We start from the raw sequence: 21,026 nt of genomic DNA, 5'->3' as shown, positions 1-21,026 counted from the left end.
CTTTATCTGTCGCTTTAGCTGTTACGTTACCTTCTGGTATTGGACTCGTTGGTGTAATATGAGCAACACCATCATTACCAGCCTCTGCTTCACCTAACTTATTACCGTCTTTATCGAACAGTTCTACTTTAGTCCCCGGCTCTGCATTCACGTCAACTGGGTCAGTTGTACCAGCTTTACCAGTTAAATCTGTAGAAATTACAGGTTTAGTTGGTGGTGTTGTGTCAGTCGCTTTAATCGGATCAGATGCATCAGATGTATTAGGTGTTTCTGCTTTATCTGTCGCTTTAGCTGTTACGTTACCTTCTGGTATTGGACTCGTTGGTGTAATATGAGCAACACCATCATTACCAGCCTCTGCTTCTCCTAACTTATTACCGTCTTTATCGAACAGTTCAACTTTAGATCCTGGCTCTGCATTCACATCTACAGGGTCTGTTGTACCAGCTTTACCAGCTAAATGATGTGGTTGTCTTTATCATAAAGATTAACCATACTACCTGGTTGACTTCTAACTTCTATCGGATCTTGAACACCCGGTTTAGCAGCTTTTTGAGTTAAATCAGTGACGATTTCAGGTTGGTTCGGAATAACTTTATAGAATAAAGTACCGAGTTCAAGTGGTTCACTCGTATTCCCAGCTTCATCAGTGACGAATGCTTTCACTTTATAATTTGTGTTCTTTGGTATGTTATCTTCGTCAAGCAGAATTTCATTATCATTTTCGTCATATACTTTGAGCTCTTTTGTTAAATGCGCGTTTGTAGAAAAATTATCTTTCCCAACAATTTTAGCAGCTCCATCAGCTAAAAATCTATCTAGTGCCTCTTTAGAACTAATGACTGATGGTACTGATATCGCTGAACGTGTTTCATTTGGAAGTACAGCTGGTTTTGTCACATCAACTGGCACAACAAATAAGTTCATCACGTTAGTTTCAGTTTCTGGGTTTAAATTAGATAAGTAGGCAAGTTGTTTATATGAAGCGTAAATTTGAAACTTATTGATTGCTCTCGTTTTACCTTCATAGTTATTATTGCCTCTGACTCCAGCTGAATTATCTTTGGCAATATCATTCGTACCGGCTGCTCCTCTAATAATTCTTGGATCACTGAATGAAGCGTCACCGCCGCCATTGTTATTTGCAGCATCTATTTCAAATCCAGAAACGACACGGTTATATTTGTCTTTATTGATGACACCATCTTGTCCTTCGCCAGAACCTTCTATATTAATAACGCGACCACCTAGTAAGTAGTTTCCGTTACTTCCACCTACTGGCTGAATAATATCGAGTACTGGAATATTATATCTAGAAGTAGTGTGATCGCGTGGATTTAGTTTAGTGAGGATGTATTGACCTTCGTCATTGGTAGCAGCTGTTCCTAAACTATAACCATTTTCACCACGTTCTGCTTTTTTCTTTACAGTTCCATATAAAACATTACTAGCATTGTCTTTTGCCGTCGCTTTTAATAGTGACAACAATTCGTCGGTATTGATATTTTGATCTGGTTTATGACCGATCGCATATTTATAAATGAGTGTCTTTCCATCTGGAGATAACTCAAAACCAGGGTCTAACGGTCTATTAGCCAAGTGTCGCTCTGTCCAACCGATGTTGTAATGTTCTCTCAGTCCTAGAGGTTTATTTTTATCATTAATGTTACTATTGTTTGAATTTGGATTATATTGGTTTTGTATAAACCTTACTCTGTTGTTTTCTCTAAGACTATTTCTTGTTGCAACACCTACAGCAACGTAGAACTTGTTGCCATGTTGCTTTAACCATTCTTTACTTACAGATGCAGTCATATAGGCTCTATAAGAATTACCGCTGTAGTCAATACCTTCAGAGAGCATATAGTAATTGTTTTCATCTGTAATATTCGTTAATCCTCTATAGTAATTAATCTCATCTCGTGACATTGCTTGATAAACCATAGCATTTAGTTTAGATCCTACTGTTCTAGCATTTCTTTCCCAATGCTGTTCTCCACCTCTACCTGATAAATGTTCTACACCACCAGCCGTTAACTGAACACCATCTTGCGCGTAAAAATAAAATCGGCCACGAACATCTCTTCCATGCGAGGGGTTATACTGAATCGTATATGTGTAATCAACGAAATTACCGCGCTCTGTCGTCGTTATGTTTTCGACCAACACAGCTCTCGAAACTGTTGCGTCTGACACGTTTCTACCAAATCCTTTATTGAACGTACCTGTTTCACCAATTCTTAAACCAGTTCTATGTTCTAAAGATTCGGCTTGAAATACAGTAATATAAGCCGGTAGCCTATATGTTTTGCCGTTGTTATTAACGATAACAGAACCGTCTTCTCCGACAGTAATCATACTTTCCGATAATGATTTGTTTGTGCTAATAACAGCCTTTTTAACACGTGTTTTCTCTTGCTCAGTAAGTTGATGAACATTTACAACTGGAATTTGATGAGAAGGCATTGCTAATTCATCGTCTTTATTTTGATCGATATTTTCTGCATTGTCGTTATTGTCGTTGTCTTCGGCATTGTCGTTATCTTCTGATTCAACGCTATCGTTATCAGCTTCTATGTCTTGAGAACTTTCATGTTCATTTCGTTTATTATCAGATGTTTCAACATTTTTCCCGGTTTGTTGTTTAACAGCGTCCTTGTTTTCAAGATCTTGATGATCTTGCGGCGCTGTAGATTCATCTGATTGGTTATTTTCCTCATGATTTACTTTTGCATTTTGTTCTGCTAATGTTTCATGATTCTCTTCTGCATGTGCTTCTTTAGCTGTTGCCTCTGATGAATGTTCCTCACTTGGAGCCTCTACTTCCGCATGATTTCTTGTTCTGTCGATTCTGATAAATGATCGTCATTTGTTGTCTCTACTTCAGACGTTTCAACATTATTAGGGACTGAATCGCTAGATAAATCTGATGCTTTATCTTTATTAGCTGAATCACTGTTGTTTGTATTGTCTTCTACAACGTCCTTGCCTTTATCATTTAATGAATCTTCATGTTTCAATATATTTGCGTCATTCTCAGAAGCAAATGCATCATGAGTTGGTACACCTAAAAATATGAGCGTACCGATTAATATCGAGCAAGTACCTACCGTGTACTTACGGATACTAAACTTTTGTAATCGCCGTTGCTTGTCCATTAGCAATCCCCTTTACTAAATAAATTTCTTTGGAGAGCAACTTTACTCATGGCAGATTCTTTCCCGTTACTATTTTGTTTTTATCTTTTTAGTAATGTGTCATTATATGATCTTTAATTGAATCTAAGATATATGAGTGAAGTGCACACTATTAATATGCAAATGGTAATATTTCATTAACTCTCCTTCCGTTTAAATTATTCGCATATAAGATATGGAACAAAATTCAATTTTGTTCGAAAATAGTATATCATCTTTTTACTGATAATAAAATACTATAATAATATAACTCTATAAAATATTTATGCAATTTTAAGAACTTTAAATATTTTCCTTTAATATGTCTATTTAAGATTTATTCATTCAGAAGAGATTCGTTGAACTATATATACTGTTCATGTAAATTAGTCATAATAGAGAAATTAATTGAAAGAGATGATATCAATGCCACAGATTTATTTTGATGCAGCTACTAAAGGTAATCCTGGAGAAAGTTCATGTTCAAGCGTGATTATAATTGAGAATGAAAGACATTATTTCACTAAAAATATCGGTGTAATGGATAATCATCGTGCAGAATGGGAAGCTTTAATTTTTTCAATTCAAAATGCGATTGATTTAAATGTCAAAAATGCTTTGATATACACCGATTCAAAATTAATTGGAGATAGTATAGAGAAAGATTTTGTTAAAAATGAAATGTTTAAATGTTATTTTAATGAATTCAAACAATTAGAACGAGCCTTTGATTTAATATTTGTAAAGTGGATACCTAGATCACAGAATAAGGAAGCAAATCAATTAGCACAACAAGCTTTGAGGAAAAAATTAAAAAGCAAGAAATAACCATTCTCAAAATCTCACGATTTTGAAAGTGCATGCTTGCCTAGGGGTATGGCTCGAGCCTGTAGTCTCTCACGCATACTATTCCCCCGGGCGTCCGCACTTTGCAAAATCGTTGAGGATATTCATGTCTATATTATTTTTTCGTTTGTTCTTTTAAATACATGCTCTATGTTGCAAGACTTATCAAACAAGCAACATAGGAGGCCAGAATGTTGCAAGACTTACCAAACAAGCAACATAGGAGGTCTGAAAGTTGCAAGACTTACCAAACAAGCAACATAGAACGTCTATATATATTAAAATCAGAAATATAAAATCACCCAATCCGTTGGAATCATTTTCGGATTGGGTGATTTATTTTTTAAAATTTTAATTTTATAAATAGTTAGTAGATAAATATTTACTTGAAACAAATAATTCATGTTCATTACAAATGTTGATTGAATGTTCTATTTGATGATTGTAAGTCATTTCATTTAATAAATCATCCGTTTCTAAAGGTACATCTGTATGAATTTGTGCAAGACGTTTAGATATCGCTAAATCATCTCTATACGTAATAATCTTTTTCTGTTGACCTGCCGTTAAGTCATGCATATTTTCTAAAACATTTTCAACTGTTTCATATTGTTGTATAAGTTTAATAGCTGTCTTCTCACCTATTCCTTTTACACCTGGATAACCATCAGCTGTATCGCCCATAAAGGCTTTTACATCTACTAATTGATGTGGTTCTAATCCGTATTCATCTCTAAATTTCAAAATGTCATATTTGTTATAAATATTGAAGCCTTTTTTCGTTAACCAAATATCAACATTCGTATTGATACATTGTAATAAATCGCGGTCGCCACTAACGATATATGTTTCATGGCCTTCTGCTTGTGCTTGTTTACTAATCGTACCGATGACATCATCCGCTTCATAGTTCTTAATGCCTAAGTTAAGCAAGCCTAACTTTTCTGCGATTTCTTTCGCTCTATCAAATTGTGGAATCATTTCTTCAGGTGGTGCAGTACGGTTTGCTTTATATGACTCGAACATATCATTACGGAATGTCTTCGAACCCATATCCCAACATACCGCAACATGAGTAGGTTGTATGTCATTTATAACTGTGTAAGCGTGTCTCACGAAACCTTGCACGGCGTTTGTTGGAATACCTTTAGAATCTCTCATAAATTGTTTGTGTATACTTGTCGCATAGAAATGTCTAAATAATAAAGCCATACCATCTATTAATAATATTTTGTTTCCCATTTTGTTCTCCTTTATATCTCTTTTAAGACGTGCTCAATTTGTTCAATAACATCGTTATCTATATTAACAGATAAATATGATTCAATCAGTTTAATCGTTTCTTCGTTATACTTCTCGATATATGCTTCAGCAATTGTATCATAATTTTCTAAGTTCACTGTCAAAACATGATTAAAGGACACGATTGGTTGATTTAGCAGCATCATTGTATCATTTAATATCGCCTTTTGTACGTCCCTTGCTTTAGATGTTTTTAATAAGTCTTTTTTTGAAATTGAATGGATTGTTTGTTGAGCAATATCTTGAATACGAATGCTAATCGGTTCGGGAATTGTTTTGTTGATGAATTCATGTTTGAATTTTGATACGAGTATCGATGCTTCATTTAATTCTACAATAGTTGGTGTCAGTAAATCATCAAACGTTCTTGCATAAAAGTTCTTTAATCTTTCAACTATGAGTGAACTTTCCAGACTCAACTTCTGATTTAAATCATCTACATATTGTTTCGTGCTCGTTTGTAAAGACGCTTTAAAATTATCAGTTACGGTTGAAGTATTGAAATGCTTCTTCACAATATCATTGAGCTGTATATTAAGCCTGTCTTTCAAATAGTAAAGTTGATCGTGAATTTCTTTTTCTAATTGGTGATGCGACTTTACAACCGTTTGATTTGTGAAATTTTTCTTTTCTTTATACTCAAGCAACGTTGCCTTTCTCTTTTCCAATTGCGCTTTATCTTGTCTATATGTATGAACCATTTGCTCTAACTCATTGATGAGTTGATTAATTCTTGATTCAACTTGTGATTGAAGCACAGTTTTACTTTCAACTTTGACAAAATAATCGACAGCTGTCATAAATCGATTGAAATAATCATCATATTCTTTGAGTGCTTGTTTACTTGATACTGGATAACATTCAGGTTTAATATTCAATGCATCTAATGATGATTCTACATATGCAATAACTGCATTTTTATCTTCTTCAGATTCAGCTAAATCTATCGCATTGATGACGAATTTTAGACCTTGGGATTGTTGTAAATTATTCATATCACGCATATAAGTTAAGAACGCAGCATCTTTGTCTGTAAATGCATGATTATAATAACTTACATATATAATGAGATCACTTGAAGCGATGATTTGCTCTGTCTCTCTCGTATGTCTCTGGTTGTTTGAGTTTAAACCTGGAGAGTCGATTATAATTTTATCTTTTAGCCATTCTTCTTCAAGTCTTAAATTAATTTTGTGCACAAATGCGGCATGTGTATCATCCGCAGTTAACTTCTCTAGTTCCTCTAGTTTAAATTCAACAGCTTGATCTTGTTTAAGCGTCGTTTCATAATGTTTAAAGTTCGTTTCAACCGCTTCGAAAAATGCAATATGATGACTCGACAATGAAGCATGTTGTTTAATATTATTATCTTCTATAAATTCTTCTATAGACTCATAGCTTTTATTCGCAAATTCCGTAATATGATTAATTTCTTCGAGCAATTGTGCATACGTCTTAAATGTGACTTCTTGTTTCGTACCATAACTGATTTCCGTAATACTCGCTGTTGTCGGATTTGGTGAACTTAATAAAATCGGTCTTTGTAAAATGGCGTTAATGAGACTACTTTTTCCAGCACTAAATGTACCAAATACAGCAATTTTCGTAATATTGTTTTCTATACGCTGAACTTGATCATGAATGTTTTCAACTTCACCTTCAAATAGCGGTAATTTCTTTAATTGTGCTAATTGGTCTTTAATGTTGTCTATATTACTTACTTTTTGTTCTGATTGTTCTTCTTTATATTGATGTTTCTGCTCTCTTTGCTCACCTAAATCTATATCTTCTATACGTACAAAATGTCTATCGATGAGTTTATCGATGGATTCATCTAAATGAATATAATAATGTTGATAGTTATTTGTTATAAGAGATGATTTTAAGTTTTTGAATTCAACATATTCTTCGTATTCATTTATCTTATTTGTATCTTCAATCTTTTCATTGCGTACTTCACTAGAATTTACAATCTCATCTATAAGTTGATTCGTTTCATTGCGAATTTTGCGATTGATGATTTCTACGATGCCTTTCGTGTATATAAGCACGTAATCATTTGTAATTGATGTTTGTTCTTGTACATGATCTGCCAACTCTTGTTCAGATATCGTATATTGTTGATTGATGATTTTTTCGAATAAAGCGGCATCTTTAATGTATTTGTTGAGGTTCTCTAATGATTTAATCCACACTTTAGTGATTTCGTCATGGATTTTTAAATCTAATTCTTTTTTTACTTCGCCTAATTTTTCTTCTTGAATCTGTGCTTTTTTCTTATCTTTGTTGAATAATCCTTTTACTTTATAATCTTTCGCTGTTGTTTCTAGATATAAGCGAATGGTTTCTCTCATTTCATAAGGCATTAAATATGCATTATCTAATATTTCTTTGCGCTTTTCTTTTAAATTCGTTGTGAACTGCTCTTTATTTTGAATGAGTGACTGTTCATTTTGTACATTGAACTTTTCTTTAAATGTTTGATAATCTTCATCAAAAGATTCGTCGGTTGAATCGATGTCTGAAAGAATAGATTCCATATGACGATTAATATATTCAAGTTGTTCTTGTCTAATATAATTGGTCACACGTTCAATAAATACTTGATGTTCCGTGCGTTGTTGATCTAGTTGATGGATATACTGATTAAATGCCACTTTTTCATTATTTGGCGTATCATATTTTGAAACGTAAAATATTTTTTCTAGATTGAGATTCCAATCTGCAACAGCTTTACTGACTCTGCGCTTATATGTATCAAAAGAGATTTCATCTTCATCATGTTTATCAACTTGGTTAACAACTAAAATAACTGGAATATCTAATTTGTTAAGTGATTTAATGAAGTTAAAGTTCATATCAGATTGTACATGGTTGTAATCGACCGTATAAAAGACGTAATTGGAAGTGAGTAAATATTGAAAGGCACTTTCTCTATGGTTGTCGCTCATTGAATCAACGCCAGGTGTATCTTGGAAAGTAAATCCTTTATTAAATTTATCTGATGTAAATGCTATTTCGATAGATTCTACTTCGCGATCTTCTGTATTTAATCTTTTTACATCTTCTTGGTTCTCTACCACTGTATATTGATTGTCACTTAAGTTAACAGAAATACTATTTTTATTAGATGAAATTAATTGTGCGGTATTACTCGTTGTCGGTACCGGTGAACTTGGTAAAATATTTTGTCCGATAACATTGTTGATTAAAGTAGATTTACCTGCCGAAAAATGCCCTACGAAACTCACAGTATATTGTTCGTTATATACTTTCTTAATCATTTCATTAATTTGTTTGATTAATTGGTGATTTGAAGATTTTTCAATTTCTTTTTTAAGTTTATAGAGTAAATCTAATGATTCTTGATTACTTTTCATTTTAATTCCCCTTCATTTTTGCACAAATAATTTAAAATAATGTGATTTATATCACATTATTTTTTCTATCTCTATTCTATTATAAATAATGAAGAGAATATAAGAAAGGATGAATCATATGACTGTCCAAAATAATGACATTCGTAAAAAAACTGATGACCATTCACATGACGACCTCGACCTTAGAGGCACACTCTATTCAGTTTTTACATTGGGAGGCATTTTTGCAGTATTATGGGTAATTTGTTTTATTTTATTTTTAATCAGAATGTAAGGGGTGAAATCTGTGCATAAATATGAAAAGCTATGGTTAAGCGTAGGAACAGCTTCTTTAGCATTGTTTCTTATAATTTTAATAATTACAGGGTTACATAATGGTCATAAACCAGCTGCATCTGGTAGAGCATACGTTAACCCAGATAAAGTCGAACAAATTGAGCCTTTTAATAAACCAGGGCTACATAAAGTTGACGGTAAAGACTATGATTACGAACTCGTTATTGTAGCCTCAGCTTTTAACTACCAACCTGGAAAAATCGAAATACCTAAAGGCTCAAAAGTAAAAATCATTGCGACAAGTAAAGATACATTGCATGGATTCAGTTTACCTGGAACGAACGTCAACATGATGTTAGAACCAGGACACATTAGTGAATATTCGAAGACATTCAATCATAAAGGTGAATATCTTATCATCTGTAATGAATATTGTGGTGTCGGACATGCAGATATGAAGTCGATGATAAAGGTTGTGGATAAAAAATGATAACACGTTTAAACAAGACGGATAGTAAACTCGTTATGGCACATATGTATGTGGCAGTTTGTTGTTTAATTCTAGGGGGACTTGCTGGATTATTACAAACTTTTGTAAGATCAGGTTTTTTACAATTACCTAAGGCCATTTCTTATTATCAAATATTAACGGTACATGGTATTGTATTAGCGCTCGTGCTTACAACTTTCTTTATCTTAGGCTTTCAATATTCAGCAGTCGCTAAAACATGTGGGCATTTAACTTCAGTACAAAGGAAATTTGGTTGGATTGGTTTTTGGGTAATGATTGTTGGGACACTTATGGCAGCTACAATGGTCTTACTGAACAAAGCAACTGTTCTATATACGTTTTATGCACCATTAAAAGCACATGTCATTTTCTATATAGGCATGGCGCTCGTCGTTGTAGGAAGTTGGATTTCTGTAGTTGGACAAATTTTAAAATATCGAGAATTTAAGAAGACTTACCCTACTAAGAAATCTCCACTACTTAGCTATATGGTAGCCATTAACGGGGTAATGTGGATTGTTTGTTCATTAGGTGTCGCTGCTACAGTACTTTTACAATTAATACCTTGGTCATTAGGTTTAGTTGAAAGAGTCGATGTTTCTTTAAGCAGAACATTATTTTGGTATTTTGGTCATGCACTTGTGTATTTCTGGTTATTGCCAGCATATATGTGTTGGTATGCAATTGTACCAAAAATTATCGGTGGCAAAGCTTTCTCAGATAACTTAGCGAGAATGTCATTTATGCTCTTCTTATTCTTCAGTATTCCTGTTGGGATACATCACCAATTAGTTGAACCTGGTATCAACGATATGTGGAAGTATTTGCAAGTTATTTTAACGTTCATGGTAGTCATTCCTTCATTTATGACAGCATTTAGTTTGTTTGCAACTTTTGAAAATCACGGTCGTTCTTTAGGATACAAAGGATTATTCAATTGGTTTAAATCTTTACCATGGCATGATGCAAGATTTGTTTTACCATTTTTAGGTATGTTGGCCTTTATACCTGGAGGTGCTGGCGGTTTAGTAAATGCTTCAGCACAAATGAATGGTTTGATTCATAATACCATTTGGGTAACAGGTCATTTCCATTTAACAATCGCATCAGCTGTTATATTAACATTTTTCGGAATTATGTATTGGTTGATACCACATTGTACAGGTAGAAAATTAACGAAGTTTACGAATAAACTAGCTATTATTCAAGGATTAACTTGGGCTATTGGTATGACAATCATGAGTGGTGCCATGCACTACGTTGGATTAGTAAAAGGCGCTCCAAGAAGATCTACGTATTCCGAATACGGCGGTGCTAAACAAGCTGCTGAATGGATACCTTATCAAGTATTACAAGCAGTTGGGGGAACAATATTATTTATTTCTATTATATTAGTTGTTATGGTATTTATACATTTAGCTTTCTTGTCACCAAAAGGCGAAGAAGAATATCCAGTTGCTGAAGCTTTAGATGAACATCAACCTGTAACGAAACTCGTTGAAAACTGGAGATTTTTAATTATAATTACAGTACTATTAATTTTAGTTGCTTATACAGTGCCAATAAGTCAAATGTTTATAGATCCACCACCAGGAGCTAAAGGCTTAGGTGAAGGCAAACTTTGGTAAGTAAAAGAGCGCAAATTCTTTAGGAATTAAGAATTTGCGCTCTTTTTAGTTTATCTTTTAAGTCTTCGTGCGATTTGCTCGGATTTCTCTTGGATTACCCCTCGGGAATTTATCATGTCATGGCTCACATGATAAATAGCAAAAATCTCTATAATCTTTCTCCACGATTTTGTGAAGTGCTGACGCTTGAGGGAATAGTATGCGAGAGAGACTACAGGCTCGAACCATACCCCTAGGCAAGCATGCACGAGCAAAATCGTAAATTTTAAAATAAAAAAAGATTTCTTCACTAGGCTATAACCTAATGAAGAAATCTTTTATTTTTAGTACGGGTATTTATAACTCACTCTATTTTCTTTTACCCCAATATTGATAATAAGTACATTCTATAAAACCATTAAATAATTTTCTTCTCTTCGTTGCTTTATGACCTACTAAAGGTTCGAATTCTTTATAACTCGTCAACATATATAATGAAACTTGGTTATTTTGAGTCAATATTTCACCTAAGTGTTTATACATAGCTTCTACTTCATTTCGTTCACCGATACGTTCTCCGTATGGTGGATTACCAATTATAGAAACAGGTCCTTCTGGTACTGTAAGGTCATGTATATCTTGTACTTTAAATTTAATGATATCTCCAAGACCTACTTCAACAGCATTTGCTTTTGCAATTTCTACCATTCTAGGATCAATATCACTTGCTAATATATCTATTTCTTTATCATAAAGTGCTGCATCATCAGCTTCTTGTCTTAATTGATCATATAAACCTTCTGGTATAATATCCCAATCTTCACTTGCAAAGCTACGATTAAATCCTGGTGCTATATTTTGTGCGATTAACGCTGCTTCTATTGCAAGTGTACCTGAACCACAGAATGGATCTATGAATGGTGTTTCTCCACTCCAGTTTGTTAATCTAACAAGTGCTGCTGCTAATGTTTCTTTCATTGGTGCTTCACCTTGTGCTAAACGATACCCTCTTTTATGAAGTCCTGCTCCTGATGTATCGATTGTGAGGAAAGCTTCATCTTTTAATAAAGATACTTCCACTTGGTATTTACTACCAGATTCATCTATCCAACCTTGAATTTGATATACATGTTTAAGTTTTTCAACTATCGCTTTTTTAACGATTGCTTGGCAGTCGGATACACTGAATAATTTAGATTTAACACTTTTACCTTGTACTGGGAACATGCCTTGAGCCCCTATAATATCCTCCCAAGGTAATGATTTTGTTTTTTCGAATAGTTCATCAAAAGTTGTAGCATTAAATCGTCCTACTACGATTTTGACTCTATCAGCAGTTCTTAACCATAAATTTGCTTTAACGATAGCTGTTTCGTCACCTTCGAATAGAACACGACCATTTTCTACTGTCGTTTCATATCCTAACTCTTGTACTTCTTTAGCAACAATTGATTCTAATCCCATAGGACTAGTCGCGAGTAATTGATACATGTATATACTCCTTTATATTTAAATTATAATTTACAAATAAAAAGCTCTCCTACTTGGGAGAGCAACACTAGTGAGTGATAAATCTGTAAGCCATGTTTTGTCCTTTAGTACTGCTAACGTGCACTAGTTACACTCGTACGCCAGTGATAATCATCTGTCTGTATGATGACATACCTTCTTATTCCGTTCATTTCCGTCAAAGAAGTGCTCCTACCAATTTTGGATTGCTCACTCGAGGGGTTTACCGCGTTCCACCTTCTACATTTCTGTACAAGCTCCGTCACTGTGGCACTTTCAAACTAATTTAACCATATTATAAATAACTTAGGTTATTTCGTTGCCGTCAATTAATTGCCCTGGCTTATTGTTTCGCCAAGCACGAACACTACATTCATCTCAGAATGTGTGAGCATGGACTTTCCTCTACTTAACGTAGCGATTATCCGAAATACCACTCAACAACGAATTATAGCATAAACTGTGATAAATAACTATAATTTATTCACCGAATACTGCTTTTTCAAGGTTAGAAATACGCTTTAATATGTCTACATTATTAGAATTATATTGTTGTGAGCCTTGTGGTCTTCCCGAAGCTACACGTATTCTTAGCTGTTCAATTTCTTTGTTTAATTTAGAATTTTCTTCTGTCAGTTTGATGACTTCATTATTTAAATCAGCCATTTTTTGATAGTCTGAAATAATATCATCTAAAAATGCATCTACTTCTTCAGTTTTAAATCCTCTTAAACCTCTTTCAAATTCTTTTTCATAAATATCTTTAGCAGATAGCTTTAATGTTACATCAGCCATATTTACACCTCATTTAATAAGATTCATTTTCATTATTATAATTATATTCCATAAAGTCTTGTAAATCCATGAATGTCATAACAGTATAAGTATAATTTGTCTTTTCGGCAAAATCAACTAACTTACTTTGGAAGTACTTTGGTGAAGCTTCTTGTTCATCATCATAAAACAAAATTGTCTTGTCGGTATTATTCAATATAAAATCATTTGCTTGTTGGAATTGAAATCCGCCTTGGTATTCACTTTGATGTATAGCATTTACATAATCAGCTTGAGCAACTATGCTTTGATATTTTTGCTGGTTCGTTTCATTCCATTTATTAAAATGATTTAAAAATGGCGTTAAAATTGCCAGTTTCAATTGAGGGTATTTATGTTTCATTTGTATTGTAACTTCAGCAGTCCAAAGTTCAAATCCAAGTTGCCCTGATATAATCACCCATTCCAAACCTTCTTCAACTTCTTGCTTAATGATTTCTTCTATATATGCTTTAATGACTTTAACTTCTGGCTGATCATCTTTAAATATATTTAATTCGAACGGCTTATAGCCAGTAAAGTATATGGAAGTCATGACAAATCACCTAAATGTGTATAGATGTAGCTCAAATCATGTTGAACAGCTTTATGTTTTTCGAGAAATAGTTTTTTGCTTGTTCTTTTATAATGACATTCGACTGATAACTCTTTGTAATTATCAATAAGAAGTTGAAACTTTTGTTCGTTCATATATTGTAATTGAAGAACCGTATGTTGTTCTAATGCGAGTTTGTCTAACAATTCGTCAACAGCTTCAACAAATGGCACAACGTCTTTATAAAAGTCGTACTCATGGTCATCTTTAGCGTTTTTAAAAATCTGTTGCATCTTGTTCAATTCATTTATAAGATCTTGTATCATTTTTATCCCTACTATCAATGAAGTTTGTGTTTTAAAAGTCCTCACGATAAAATGATAACATAACTAGAAAACTTCTAGAATATTTATGTATCATAAAAAACTTTTGTAACTTATAATGAAATAAGGTATAATATTTAGAGTTTTTATGATATAAAGCTAGGTGATAAATTTGAATTATCCAAATGGTAAAAAAGGGATCAAAAATACTTCTGAAGTCCCAAGTCAAGACTCCCCAAAGTATAGTAAAATACAATATGGTAAGAGAGGGATGAATTTTGAAGAGGAAATTGATAAATCAAATCAATATTACAGGTTAGAAAATGTAGCAGTTATTCATAAGAAACCGACACCTATCCAAATTGTCGATGTAGATTATCCTAAAAGACAAAAAGCTGTTATTAAAGAAGCTTATTTTAGAAAACCTTCAACGACAGATTACAATGGTGTTTATAATGGATACTATATTGATTTTGAAGCTAAGGAAACAAAAAACAAAACAAGTTTCCCATTAAATAATATCCACGATCACCAAGTAGTACATATGGAACAAGTTTCAAGCCAAAAAGGCATATGTTTTTTATTGATAAAATTTAGCTACCATGATAGCGTATTTTTATTGCCTTTTAGGAATTTTATGGTATATTGGGACAGATATAAATCTGGAGGAAAAAAATCCATTACTTTAAAAGAAATAGAGTCAGATGGTTTTGCCATTCCAATCCAATTTAGACCAAGAATTAACTACATACAAATAGTTGATCAATTGATAAAAACAGAAAGTGAGGCGCTCAAATGAGTCAATCAAAAGCTTCTAATAGTAAAAATAACAAAGAACAACCTAAGAAAAAGAGGAATATCAAAAGAACTATAATTAAGGTGTTTGGTATTCTCGTACTAGCATTCTTGGCAATGGTAATAGTAGGTGTTCTCGTATTTGCATATTATGCTTGGAAAGCTCCTGCTTTCAATGAAAGTGCGCTTAAAGACCAATTACCAACTAAAATTTATGACAAAAACAACGAACTCGTGACAACCCTTTATATGGGACAAAAGAGAGAACATGTTAAATTCGATGAAGTACCTGATACATTAAAAGACGCGGTACTAGCAACAGAAGATAATCGATTCTATGATCATGGCGCATTAGATTATAAACGTTTATCTGGAGCAGTCATGAAAAACTTTACTGGTGGATTCGGTTCACAAGGTGCCTCAACACTGACGCAACAAGTTGTAAAGCGTTCATTCTTAACTGATAAGAAATCTATAGAAAGAAAGGCTCAAGAAGCTTACCTTTCATATAGACTTGAACAAGAATACTCTAAAGATGAAATTTTTGAAATGTATTTAAATAAAATTTATTATTCAGATGGTATTTACGGTTCACAAACTGCATCTAAGTATTACTTCAACAAAAAGTTAAAAGATTTAAACTTAGCAGAAACAGCATATTTAGCTGGCTTACCTCAAGTTCCAAACCAATATAATATTTATGACAATCCTGAGGGAGCAGAAAAACGTAAAGACACTGTACTTTATTTAATGGAAAGACATGGTAGAATTTCTAAGAAAGAAATGAAAGAAGCACAAGATACACCTATCGATAAGAACTTAGTTCAAAGAACGGTAGAAGAAAGAAATGATGCTATGACAGATACACCTGATAACGAGTACGCTTCATACATTAATTATGTAAAACAAGAAATCACTGAAAATAAAGCGTTCAAAGGTCAATCTTTAAACGATATTATGACAAGTGGTCTGAAGATTTACACAAACATGGATAAAAATGTTCAAAAAACATTACAAGATTCTGTAGATAATGGTACTTTCTACAAGAATAAAGACCAAATTACAGGGTCATCCATAGTAGATACGAAAACTGGTAGACTAGTTGGTATCAGTGGTGGTAAAGAATATAAAGATGTTGTAGATAGAAACCAAGCAACAGATATACACCCTACTGGTTCATCACTTAAACCAATTTTAGCTTATGGACCAGCAATAGAAAATATGCAATATGCTACCAACCATAAGTTCCAAGATGAAAGTGAATATAATGTTAATGGTAGTATCTTTAAGAACTATGACGGTAAAGGACATGGATCAGTCACTATGGCAGATGCTTTAGCAAGATCCTATAACATACCAGCACTCAAATCTTGGCAAGAAACAAATCAAAACGCTGGTGAAAAAGCCGTTAAAGACTTTGCATCTAAAGTTAATTTAAATTATAAAGACCAAATTGGACCATCAGAAGTACTCGGTGGTTCACAATCAGAATTCTCCCCTACTCAACTCGCATCAGCATTTGCAAGTATAGGTAATGGCGGAACATATAATGAGCCTAAATCGATTAGAAAAGTTGTCACACAAGATGATGAAACAATTAAATTCTCAAGTGATAGTCATAAAGCAATGGAAGATTACACAGCATATATGTTAACAGAAATGCTTAAAGGTACTTTCGAAGCATATGGTTCAGCTTACGGTTATGGTATAAGTGGTGTAAATGTCGCAGCTAAAACAGGTACAGGTACTTATGGTGACGAAGTATACAGTGAATATCAATTACCTGAAAATGCAGCGAAAGACGTGTGGATAACAGGTTATTCACCACAGTACACAATGTCTGTTTGGATGGGCTTCAATAAAGTTAAAGAATACGGTGAAAACTCATTCTTAGGACATGATGAACAAATCAAACCACAAATTTTATTCAATGAAGTAATGTCAGAGATTTCAAGCTATGACGGTTCAGACTTTGAAAAGCCTGATTCAGTAACTGGAAGTGGCAAGAGCTTAAGTGTTGCAGGTAATGAAGATAACCAAACAACAAGTAACTCAGCACCAAGTACTGGTAATACTGATAATCAACAAAATAGTTATAATTTCTCAGGCAACAATAATAATGTAACAACAAACGAACCACAAACGAATTCAAATTCATCAAATGCACAAAGCACGACACAAAGTACAACACAACAACAATCAGCTAATACTGAAAATGTAACAACAGAAGAACAAACAACCGAGTCACCTACTTCAGAATCTAGCAATGAACAAAGTTCAAGTAGTGATTCAAATAGTTCTGACAGCTCCAGTAGCTCAAATAGCTCAAGTTCAAACGCAGCTAGAGAAGCGGCCAAAGAAGCAGAAGATGAATAAAGAAATCGTTTGGATATAAATATAAGAGCTCTTCACGAGGCGATCGCCGCGTGAAGAGCTCTTTTTTTATATTCAATTTTGTGATTTTGAAAGTGCATGCTTGCCTTCAGTAATAGCGTGATATGTTTTAAAATCTTACGATTTTGTTCGTGCATGCTTGCCTAGGGGTATGGCTCGAGCCTGTAGTCTCTCTCTCATACTATTCCCCCGGGCGTCAGCACTTCACAAAATCGTGGAGAAAAATTATAAAGATTGTTTCCTATTTATCATGTGGAGCCTGACTTGATAAATTCAACGGCTCTATTTATCATGTGAGCCCTGACTTGATAAATTCACGGGCTCTATTTATCATGTGGGCACTGACTTGATAAATTCACAGTCAAATTGCACGAAGACTCAGTAGATAAAGTAAAAAGAGCGTAAATTCCTATTTATTCAAGAATTTACGCTCTTTTACATTACTGTCATAGCTCTATCTAATATTACTTAAATCAGTCACCTTGTTTTAATTTAGCTTCTCTTTTGAGTTTAAGTTGGTGTCTTGCATTCATTTTGATTAGCTCATCTTTTAAGGTTACCATTTGTCTATATCCCATAAAGTGATAAATTCTATCATTGATATATTGATATCGTTCTTCAAAATTCATGGGTATAACTGGATAGTTAGATATTTCACTTATATCAAATTTGTCTATTTGATTGATCTGTTCGATATAACCGATGATGAGCGCATAATATTGATCTAATAATTGGTGTGCGTGATCACTTTTCAGTTGTTTGTTTATTACTAATGGTTCGATTTGTTCTTCTAGTTCTATAAAGTCTTGTTTTTCTATCATGCACCTTCAACCTTTACAAGTCCGGCTTTTAATCTTTTTTGTCCTTCTCTACAATCGTCTAATAGAGGACATGCTTCACATTTTGGTTTACGCGCTACGCAATGGTATCTTCCGAAAAATATTAATTGGTGATGGCTTTTTGTCCATCTTTCTTTCGGAATGATACTACATAATCGATCTTCTACTTGTCGTACGTTATCTTTAAGTTTGCATATTGCTAGTCGTTTAGATACTCTTTCAACGTGTGTATCCACTGCTAGTGCTGGTTCACCAAATGCAACGCTCATGACAACATTTGCTGTTTTACGTCCGACACCTGCTAACGATTCTAACTCTTCATGTGTGCTTGGTACGACACCATCATAATGATCTAATAATGATTGACATAGCTTTTGAATGTTTTTTCCTTTATTGCGATATAATCCAATTGATCTAATATCATCTTGTAATTCTTCTAAACTGACACTTAAATAGTCTTCAGGTGTTTTATATTTTTGAAAAAGGGACTTCGTTACTTTATTGACAAGTACATCTGTACATTGTGCAGATAACAAGACGGCAATTGTAAGTTCAAAAGGATTATCGTGTACAAGCTCGCATTCAGCATCAGGAAACATTTCATCTATTACATCCATCATTTCTAATGCTTTCTTTTTACTTATCATATGGATTCTCCCCGTTCACCCAATCAAAAATCGGTATTGAATTAACATTTTGTTTTAATTTTTTGTTTTGATTAAACTTTTCGCTTTCTTCTTTTGAAGATTGAACAGTTGTAATGTTTTTCTTCTTCCAATTCAATAAAATTCTATCTATATATTTGATACTTAGTTTATCTAAACTATGTGCTTCATTAAGTGCACTTCGTATAAGTTCATTGGAATGATGGTCTGTATCAATCCAATGATTTAACGTTTGGACTTCTAATGGCGTTAAAGGTCGACCAAATGTAGATTCAAACTCTTGGAATAATTTTTTAAATTGGTTGTTTTGATCTTCTGCCTTGTTTTCTTGTTTTGTTTCATTTAAGACTAATGCCAATTGTTCAAACAATGGATCAAATGATATGAATTCATTATATTTATGCTGTTCATCTTTTTCAATTTTAATGTCTATACATTTCAATTGTGAAAGTTGATTGATGATATGACTGACTTCTTGAATTGACAAACTTGTTCCTTGCTGCACATCTTCTAATGGTGGTTGTATATTACGTTCATTTTCTTGATCTAATAATTTTATTAGAATAACAAATTGTTTTTCATTTAAGCCTAATTCTACGTAATGATTAAATAAAGCTCTTTGTATAACAACTGGTTTTTCTCTTAACATTTCACGAGTATACATTCTTTTTCACCTACTTTGTAATAGAAATAATACGCCCAATAATTGGGCGTATTATTATGGGTATAAACGATTAAGTAAACGTGGGAATGGTGAAGTTTCTCTAACGTGTTCTACGCCACTTAACCATGCTACTGTTCTTTCAAGTCCTAATCCAAATCCACTATGTGGCACACTGCCGTATCTTCTTAAGTCAGTGTAATAGCTATATGATTCTGGATCTAATCCATGTTCTTGAATTCTTTGATTAATTAACTCTAAATCACTGATTCTTTCTGAACCACCAATTATTTCTCCGTAACCTTCAGGTGCAATTAAGTCAGCACATAATACTGTGCCTGGATTCTCTGGGTTCGGTTCCATGTAAAATGGTTTGATTTTTGTTGGATAATTAATAATAAACACTGGTTTATCATAATGATTTGCAATAGCTGTTTCGTGTGGCGCACCAAAGTCGTCGCCCCATTCGATATCGTCGAATCCTTCTTTAATCAAGAATTCTACAGCATCATCATAAGTGATTCTTGGGAACGGTGTAGAAACTTTTTCTAATTTAGCCGTATCTCTTTCCAGTAAATCTAATTCTAAAGTACAATTTTCTAATACTGACGTCACAATATGTTGAACATAGTTTTCTTGCACTTCTAAACTTTGATCATGTTTCATAAATGCCATCTCTGGTTCAATCATCCAAAATTCAATTAAATGACGTCTTGTTTTAGATTTTTCAGCTCTAAATGTTGGTCCGAAGCTAAACACTCTACCATGAGCCATTGCAGCTGCTTCCATATATAATTGTCCACTTTGAGATAAGAAAGCATCTTCTTCGAAATATTTTGTATGGAAGAGCTCACTCGTACCCTCTGGAGCACTACCTGTTAAAATTGGGGGATCTATTTTAGTAAATCCATTGTTATTAAAGAATTCATAAGTCGCACGTATAATTTCATTTCTAATTTTCATAACAGCATGTTGACGTTTAGAACGTAACCATAAATGTCTATGATCCATTAAAAATTCAGTTCCGTGATTTTTAGGCGTTATTGGATAATCATGTGATTCTGATATAACTTCTACGCCACTTACTTGCATTTCATATCCGAATTTAGAACGATCATCTTCTGTAATTGTTCCCGTTACATATACTGACGTTTCTTGAGTTAATGATTTAGCAAGTTTGAACATATCTTCTGATACTTCAGCTTTTACTACTACACCTTGCATAAACCCTGTACCGTCTCTTAACTGTAAAAATGCTATTTTCCCACTAGATCGCTTATTTGCAATCCAAGCACCGATTGTCACTTCTTGATTGACGTAATCTTTCGCTTGTTTAATCGTAATATTCATTATTATTTCTCCTATTCAAATAA

The 21,026-nt window shown here is 33.4% G+C and carries 17 protein-coding genes, 1 other RNA gene and 1 pseudogene; 5 read left to right on the top strand and 14 right to left on the bottom strand.

Features of this window, described 5'->3' with window-relative positions:
- From LQ598_RS02355 to LQ598_RS13925, 3 genes and pseudogenes are all read right to left on the bottom strand, one after another.
- Positions 1 to 424, bottom strand: a pseudogene (locus tag LQ598_RS02355) (YSIRK signal domain/LPXTG anchor domain surface protein); the annotation flags it as partial.
- A gap of 32 nt (positions 425 to 456) precedes the next feature.
- Positions 457 to 2,466, bottom strand: a complete 2,010-nt coding sequence (locus tag LQ598_RS02350; protein WP_239745130.1) for a hypothetical protein — start codon at positions 2,464 to 2,466, stop codon at positions 457 to 459.
- A gap of 353 nt (positions 2,467 to 2,819) precedes the next feature.
- Positions 2,820 to 3,158, bottom strand: coding sequence for a YSIRK-type signal peptide-containing protein (locus LQ598_RS13925; RefSeq protein ID WP_107537202.1), 339 nt, complete (start codon positions 3,156 to 3,158; stop codon positions 2,820 to 2,822).
- A gap of 444 nt (positions 3,159 to 3,602) precedes the next feature.
- Here LQ598_RS13925 and LQ598_RS02340 point away from each other — a divergent pair, with 444 nt between their 5' ends.
- Positions 3,603 to 4,004 (top strand): ribonuclease HI family protein, encoded by a 402-nt coding sequence (locus LQ598_RS02340; protein ID WP_107537201.1) that lies wholly within the window; start codon positions 3,603 to 3,605, stop codon positions 4,002 to 4,004.
- Positions 4,005 to 4,379: 375 nt separating this feature from the next.
- On the opposite strand, the gene LQ598_RS02335 is transcribed toward LQ598_RS02340, so the two are convergent.
- Positions 4,380 to 5,264 carry a 5'-3' exonuclease gene (locus LQ598_RS02335; protein ID WP_016912832.1) on the bottom strand — a complete coding sequence of 295 codons (885 nt, stop codon included), beginning with the start codon at positions 5,262 to 5,264 and terminating at the stop codon, positions 4,380 to 4,382.
- 11 nt (positions 5,265 to 5,275) lie between these two features.
- Positions 5,276 to 8,704, bottom strand: a complete 3,429-nt coding sequence (locus tag LQ598_RS02330; RefSeq protein ID WP_119609013.1) for a dynamin family protein — start codon at positions 8,702 to 8,704, stop codon at positions 5,276 to 5,278.
- A 286-nt stretch (positions 8,705 to 8,990) separates the two neighbouring features.
- Here LQ598_RS02330 and LQ598_RS02325 point away from each other — a divergent pair, with 286 nt between their 5' ends.
- Positions 8,991 to 9,470, top strand: a complete 480-nt coding sequence (locus LQ598_RS02325; protein WP_016912834.1) for a cytochrome c oxidase subunit II — start codon at positions 8,991 to 8,993, stop codon at positions 9,468 to 9,470.
- Positions 9,467 to 11,119 carry a b(o/a)3-type cytochrome-c oxidase subunit 1 gene (locus tag LQ598_RS02320; RefSeq protein WP_239745129.1) on the top strand — a complete coding sequence of 551 codons (1,653 nt, stop codon included), beginning with the start codon at positions 9,467 to 9,469 and terminating at the stop codon, positions 11,117 to 11,119. The genes LQ598_RS02325 and LQ598_RS02320 overlap by 4 nt, the downstream gene beginning before the upstream one ends.
- 348 nt (positions 11,120 to 11,467) lie before the next feature.
- Here the strand turns inward: LQ598_RS02320 and LQ598_RS02315 are convergent, their stop codons facing one another.
- The 5 genes from LQ598_RS02315 to LQ598_RS02295 form a co-directional block, all read right to left on the bottom strand.
- Positions 11,468 to 12,589 (bottom strand): THUMP domain-containing class I SAM-dependent RNA methyltransferase, encoded by a 1,122-nt coding sequence (locus LQ598_RS02315; protein WP_107537116.1) that lies wholly within the window; start codon positions 12,587 to 12,589, stop codon positions 11,468 to 11,470.
- Between the two features lie 81 nt (positions 12,590 to 12,670).
- An RNA gene (gene rnpB / locus LQ598_RS02310) (RNase P RNA component class B) lies at positions 12,671 to 13,040 on the bottom strand.
- 47 nt (positions 13,041 to 13,087) lie between these two features.
- Positions 13,088 to 13,402 (bottom strand): cell division regulator GpsB, encoded by a 315-nt coding sequence (gene gpsB, locus LQ598_RS02305; RefSeq protein ID WP_016912948.1) that lies wholly within the window; start codon positions 13,400 to 13,402, stop codon positions 13,088 to 13,090.
- Positions 13,403 to 13,415: 13 nt separating this feature from the next.
- Positions 13,416 to 13,976, bottom strand: a complete 561-nt coding sequence (locus LQ598_RS02300) for an SLOG family protein (protein WP_103322288.1) — start codon at positions 13,974 to 13,976, stop codon at positions 13,416 to 13,418.
- Complete coding sequence (locus LQ598_RS02295) at positions 13,973 to 14,302, bottom strand: DUF1798 family protein (RefSeq protein WP_016912950.1); 330 nt, start codon at positions 14,300 to 14,302, stop codon at positions 13,973 to 13,975. The genes LQ598_RS02300 and LQ598_RS02295 overlap by 4 nt, the downstream gene beginning before the upstream one ends.
- Positions 14,303 to 14,471: 169 nt before the next feature.
- On the opposite strand from LQ598_RS02295, the gene recU reads away from it, so the two are divergent.
- Positions 14,472 to 15,098, top strand: coding sequence for a Holliday junction resolvase RecU (gene recU, locus LQ598_RS02290; protein ID WP_016912951.1), 627 nt, complete (start codon positions 14,472 to 14,474; stop codon positions 15,096 to 15,098).
- Positions 15,095 to 17,470 (top strand): transglycosylase domain-containing protein, encoded by a 2,376-nt coding sequence (locus LQ598_RS02285; RefSeq protein ID WP_107537235.1) that lies wholly within the window; start codon positions 15,095 to 15,097, stop codon positions 17,468 to 17,470. The genes recU and LQ598_RS02285 overlap by 4 nt, the downstream gene beginning before the upstream one ends.
- A 491-nt stretch (positions 17,471 to 17,961) precedes the next feature.
- On the opposite strand, the gene LQ598_RS02280 is transcribed toward LQ598_RS02285, so the two are convergent.
- The 4 genes from LQ598_RS02280 to asnS are packed head-to-tail and all read right to left on the bottom strand — an operon-like array spanning position 17,962 to position 21,003.
- Positions 17,962 to 18,309 (bottom strand): YpoC family protein, encoded by a 348-nt coding sequence (locus tag LQ598_RS02280; RefSeq protein WP_016912361.1) that lies wholly within the window; start codon positions 18,307 to 18,309, stop codon positions 17,962 to 17,964.
- The gene (nth, locus tag LQ598_RS02275) at positions 18,306 to 18,974 is read right to left on the bottom strand and encodes an endonuclease III (protein ID WP_107537234.1); all 669 of its coding nucleotides are present in this window, start codon (positions 18,972 to 18,974) and stop codon (positions 18,306 to 18,308) included. Before nth ends, LQ598_RS02280 begins: the two co-directional genes overlap by 4 nt.
- A complete protein-coding gene (locus LQ598_RS02270) occupies positions 18,964 to 19,656 on the bottom strand; it encodes a DnaD domain-containing protein (protein WP_103322294.1) in 693 nt (230 codons plus the stop codon). The genes nth and LQ598_RS02270 overlap by 11 nt, the downstream gene beginning before the upstream one ends.
- 54 nt (positions 19,657 to 19,710) lie before the next feature.
- Complete coding sequence (gene asnS / locus LQ598_RS02265) at positions 19,711 to 21,003, bottom strand: asparagine--tRNA ligase (protein ID WP_107559182.1); 1,293 nt, start codon at positions 21,001 to 21,003, stop codon at positions 19,711 to 19,713.
- Positions 21,004 to 21,026: the final 23 nt, after the last annotated feature.

The sequence above is a fragment of the Mammaliicoccus sp. F-M27 genome, assembly GCF_022387115.1.
Taxonomy (GTDB): domain Bacteria; phylum Bacillota; class Bacilli; order Staphylococcales; family Staphylococcaceae; genus Mammaliicoccus; species Mammaliicoccus vitulinus.
Note: the sequence above shows the minus strand (reverse complement) of the source record. Positions and strands in the feature narration are given on the sequence as shown.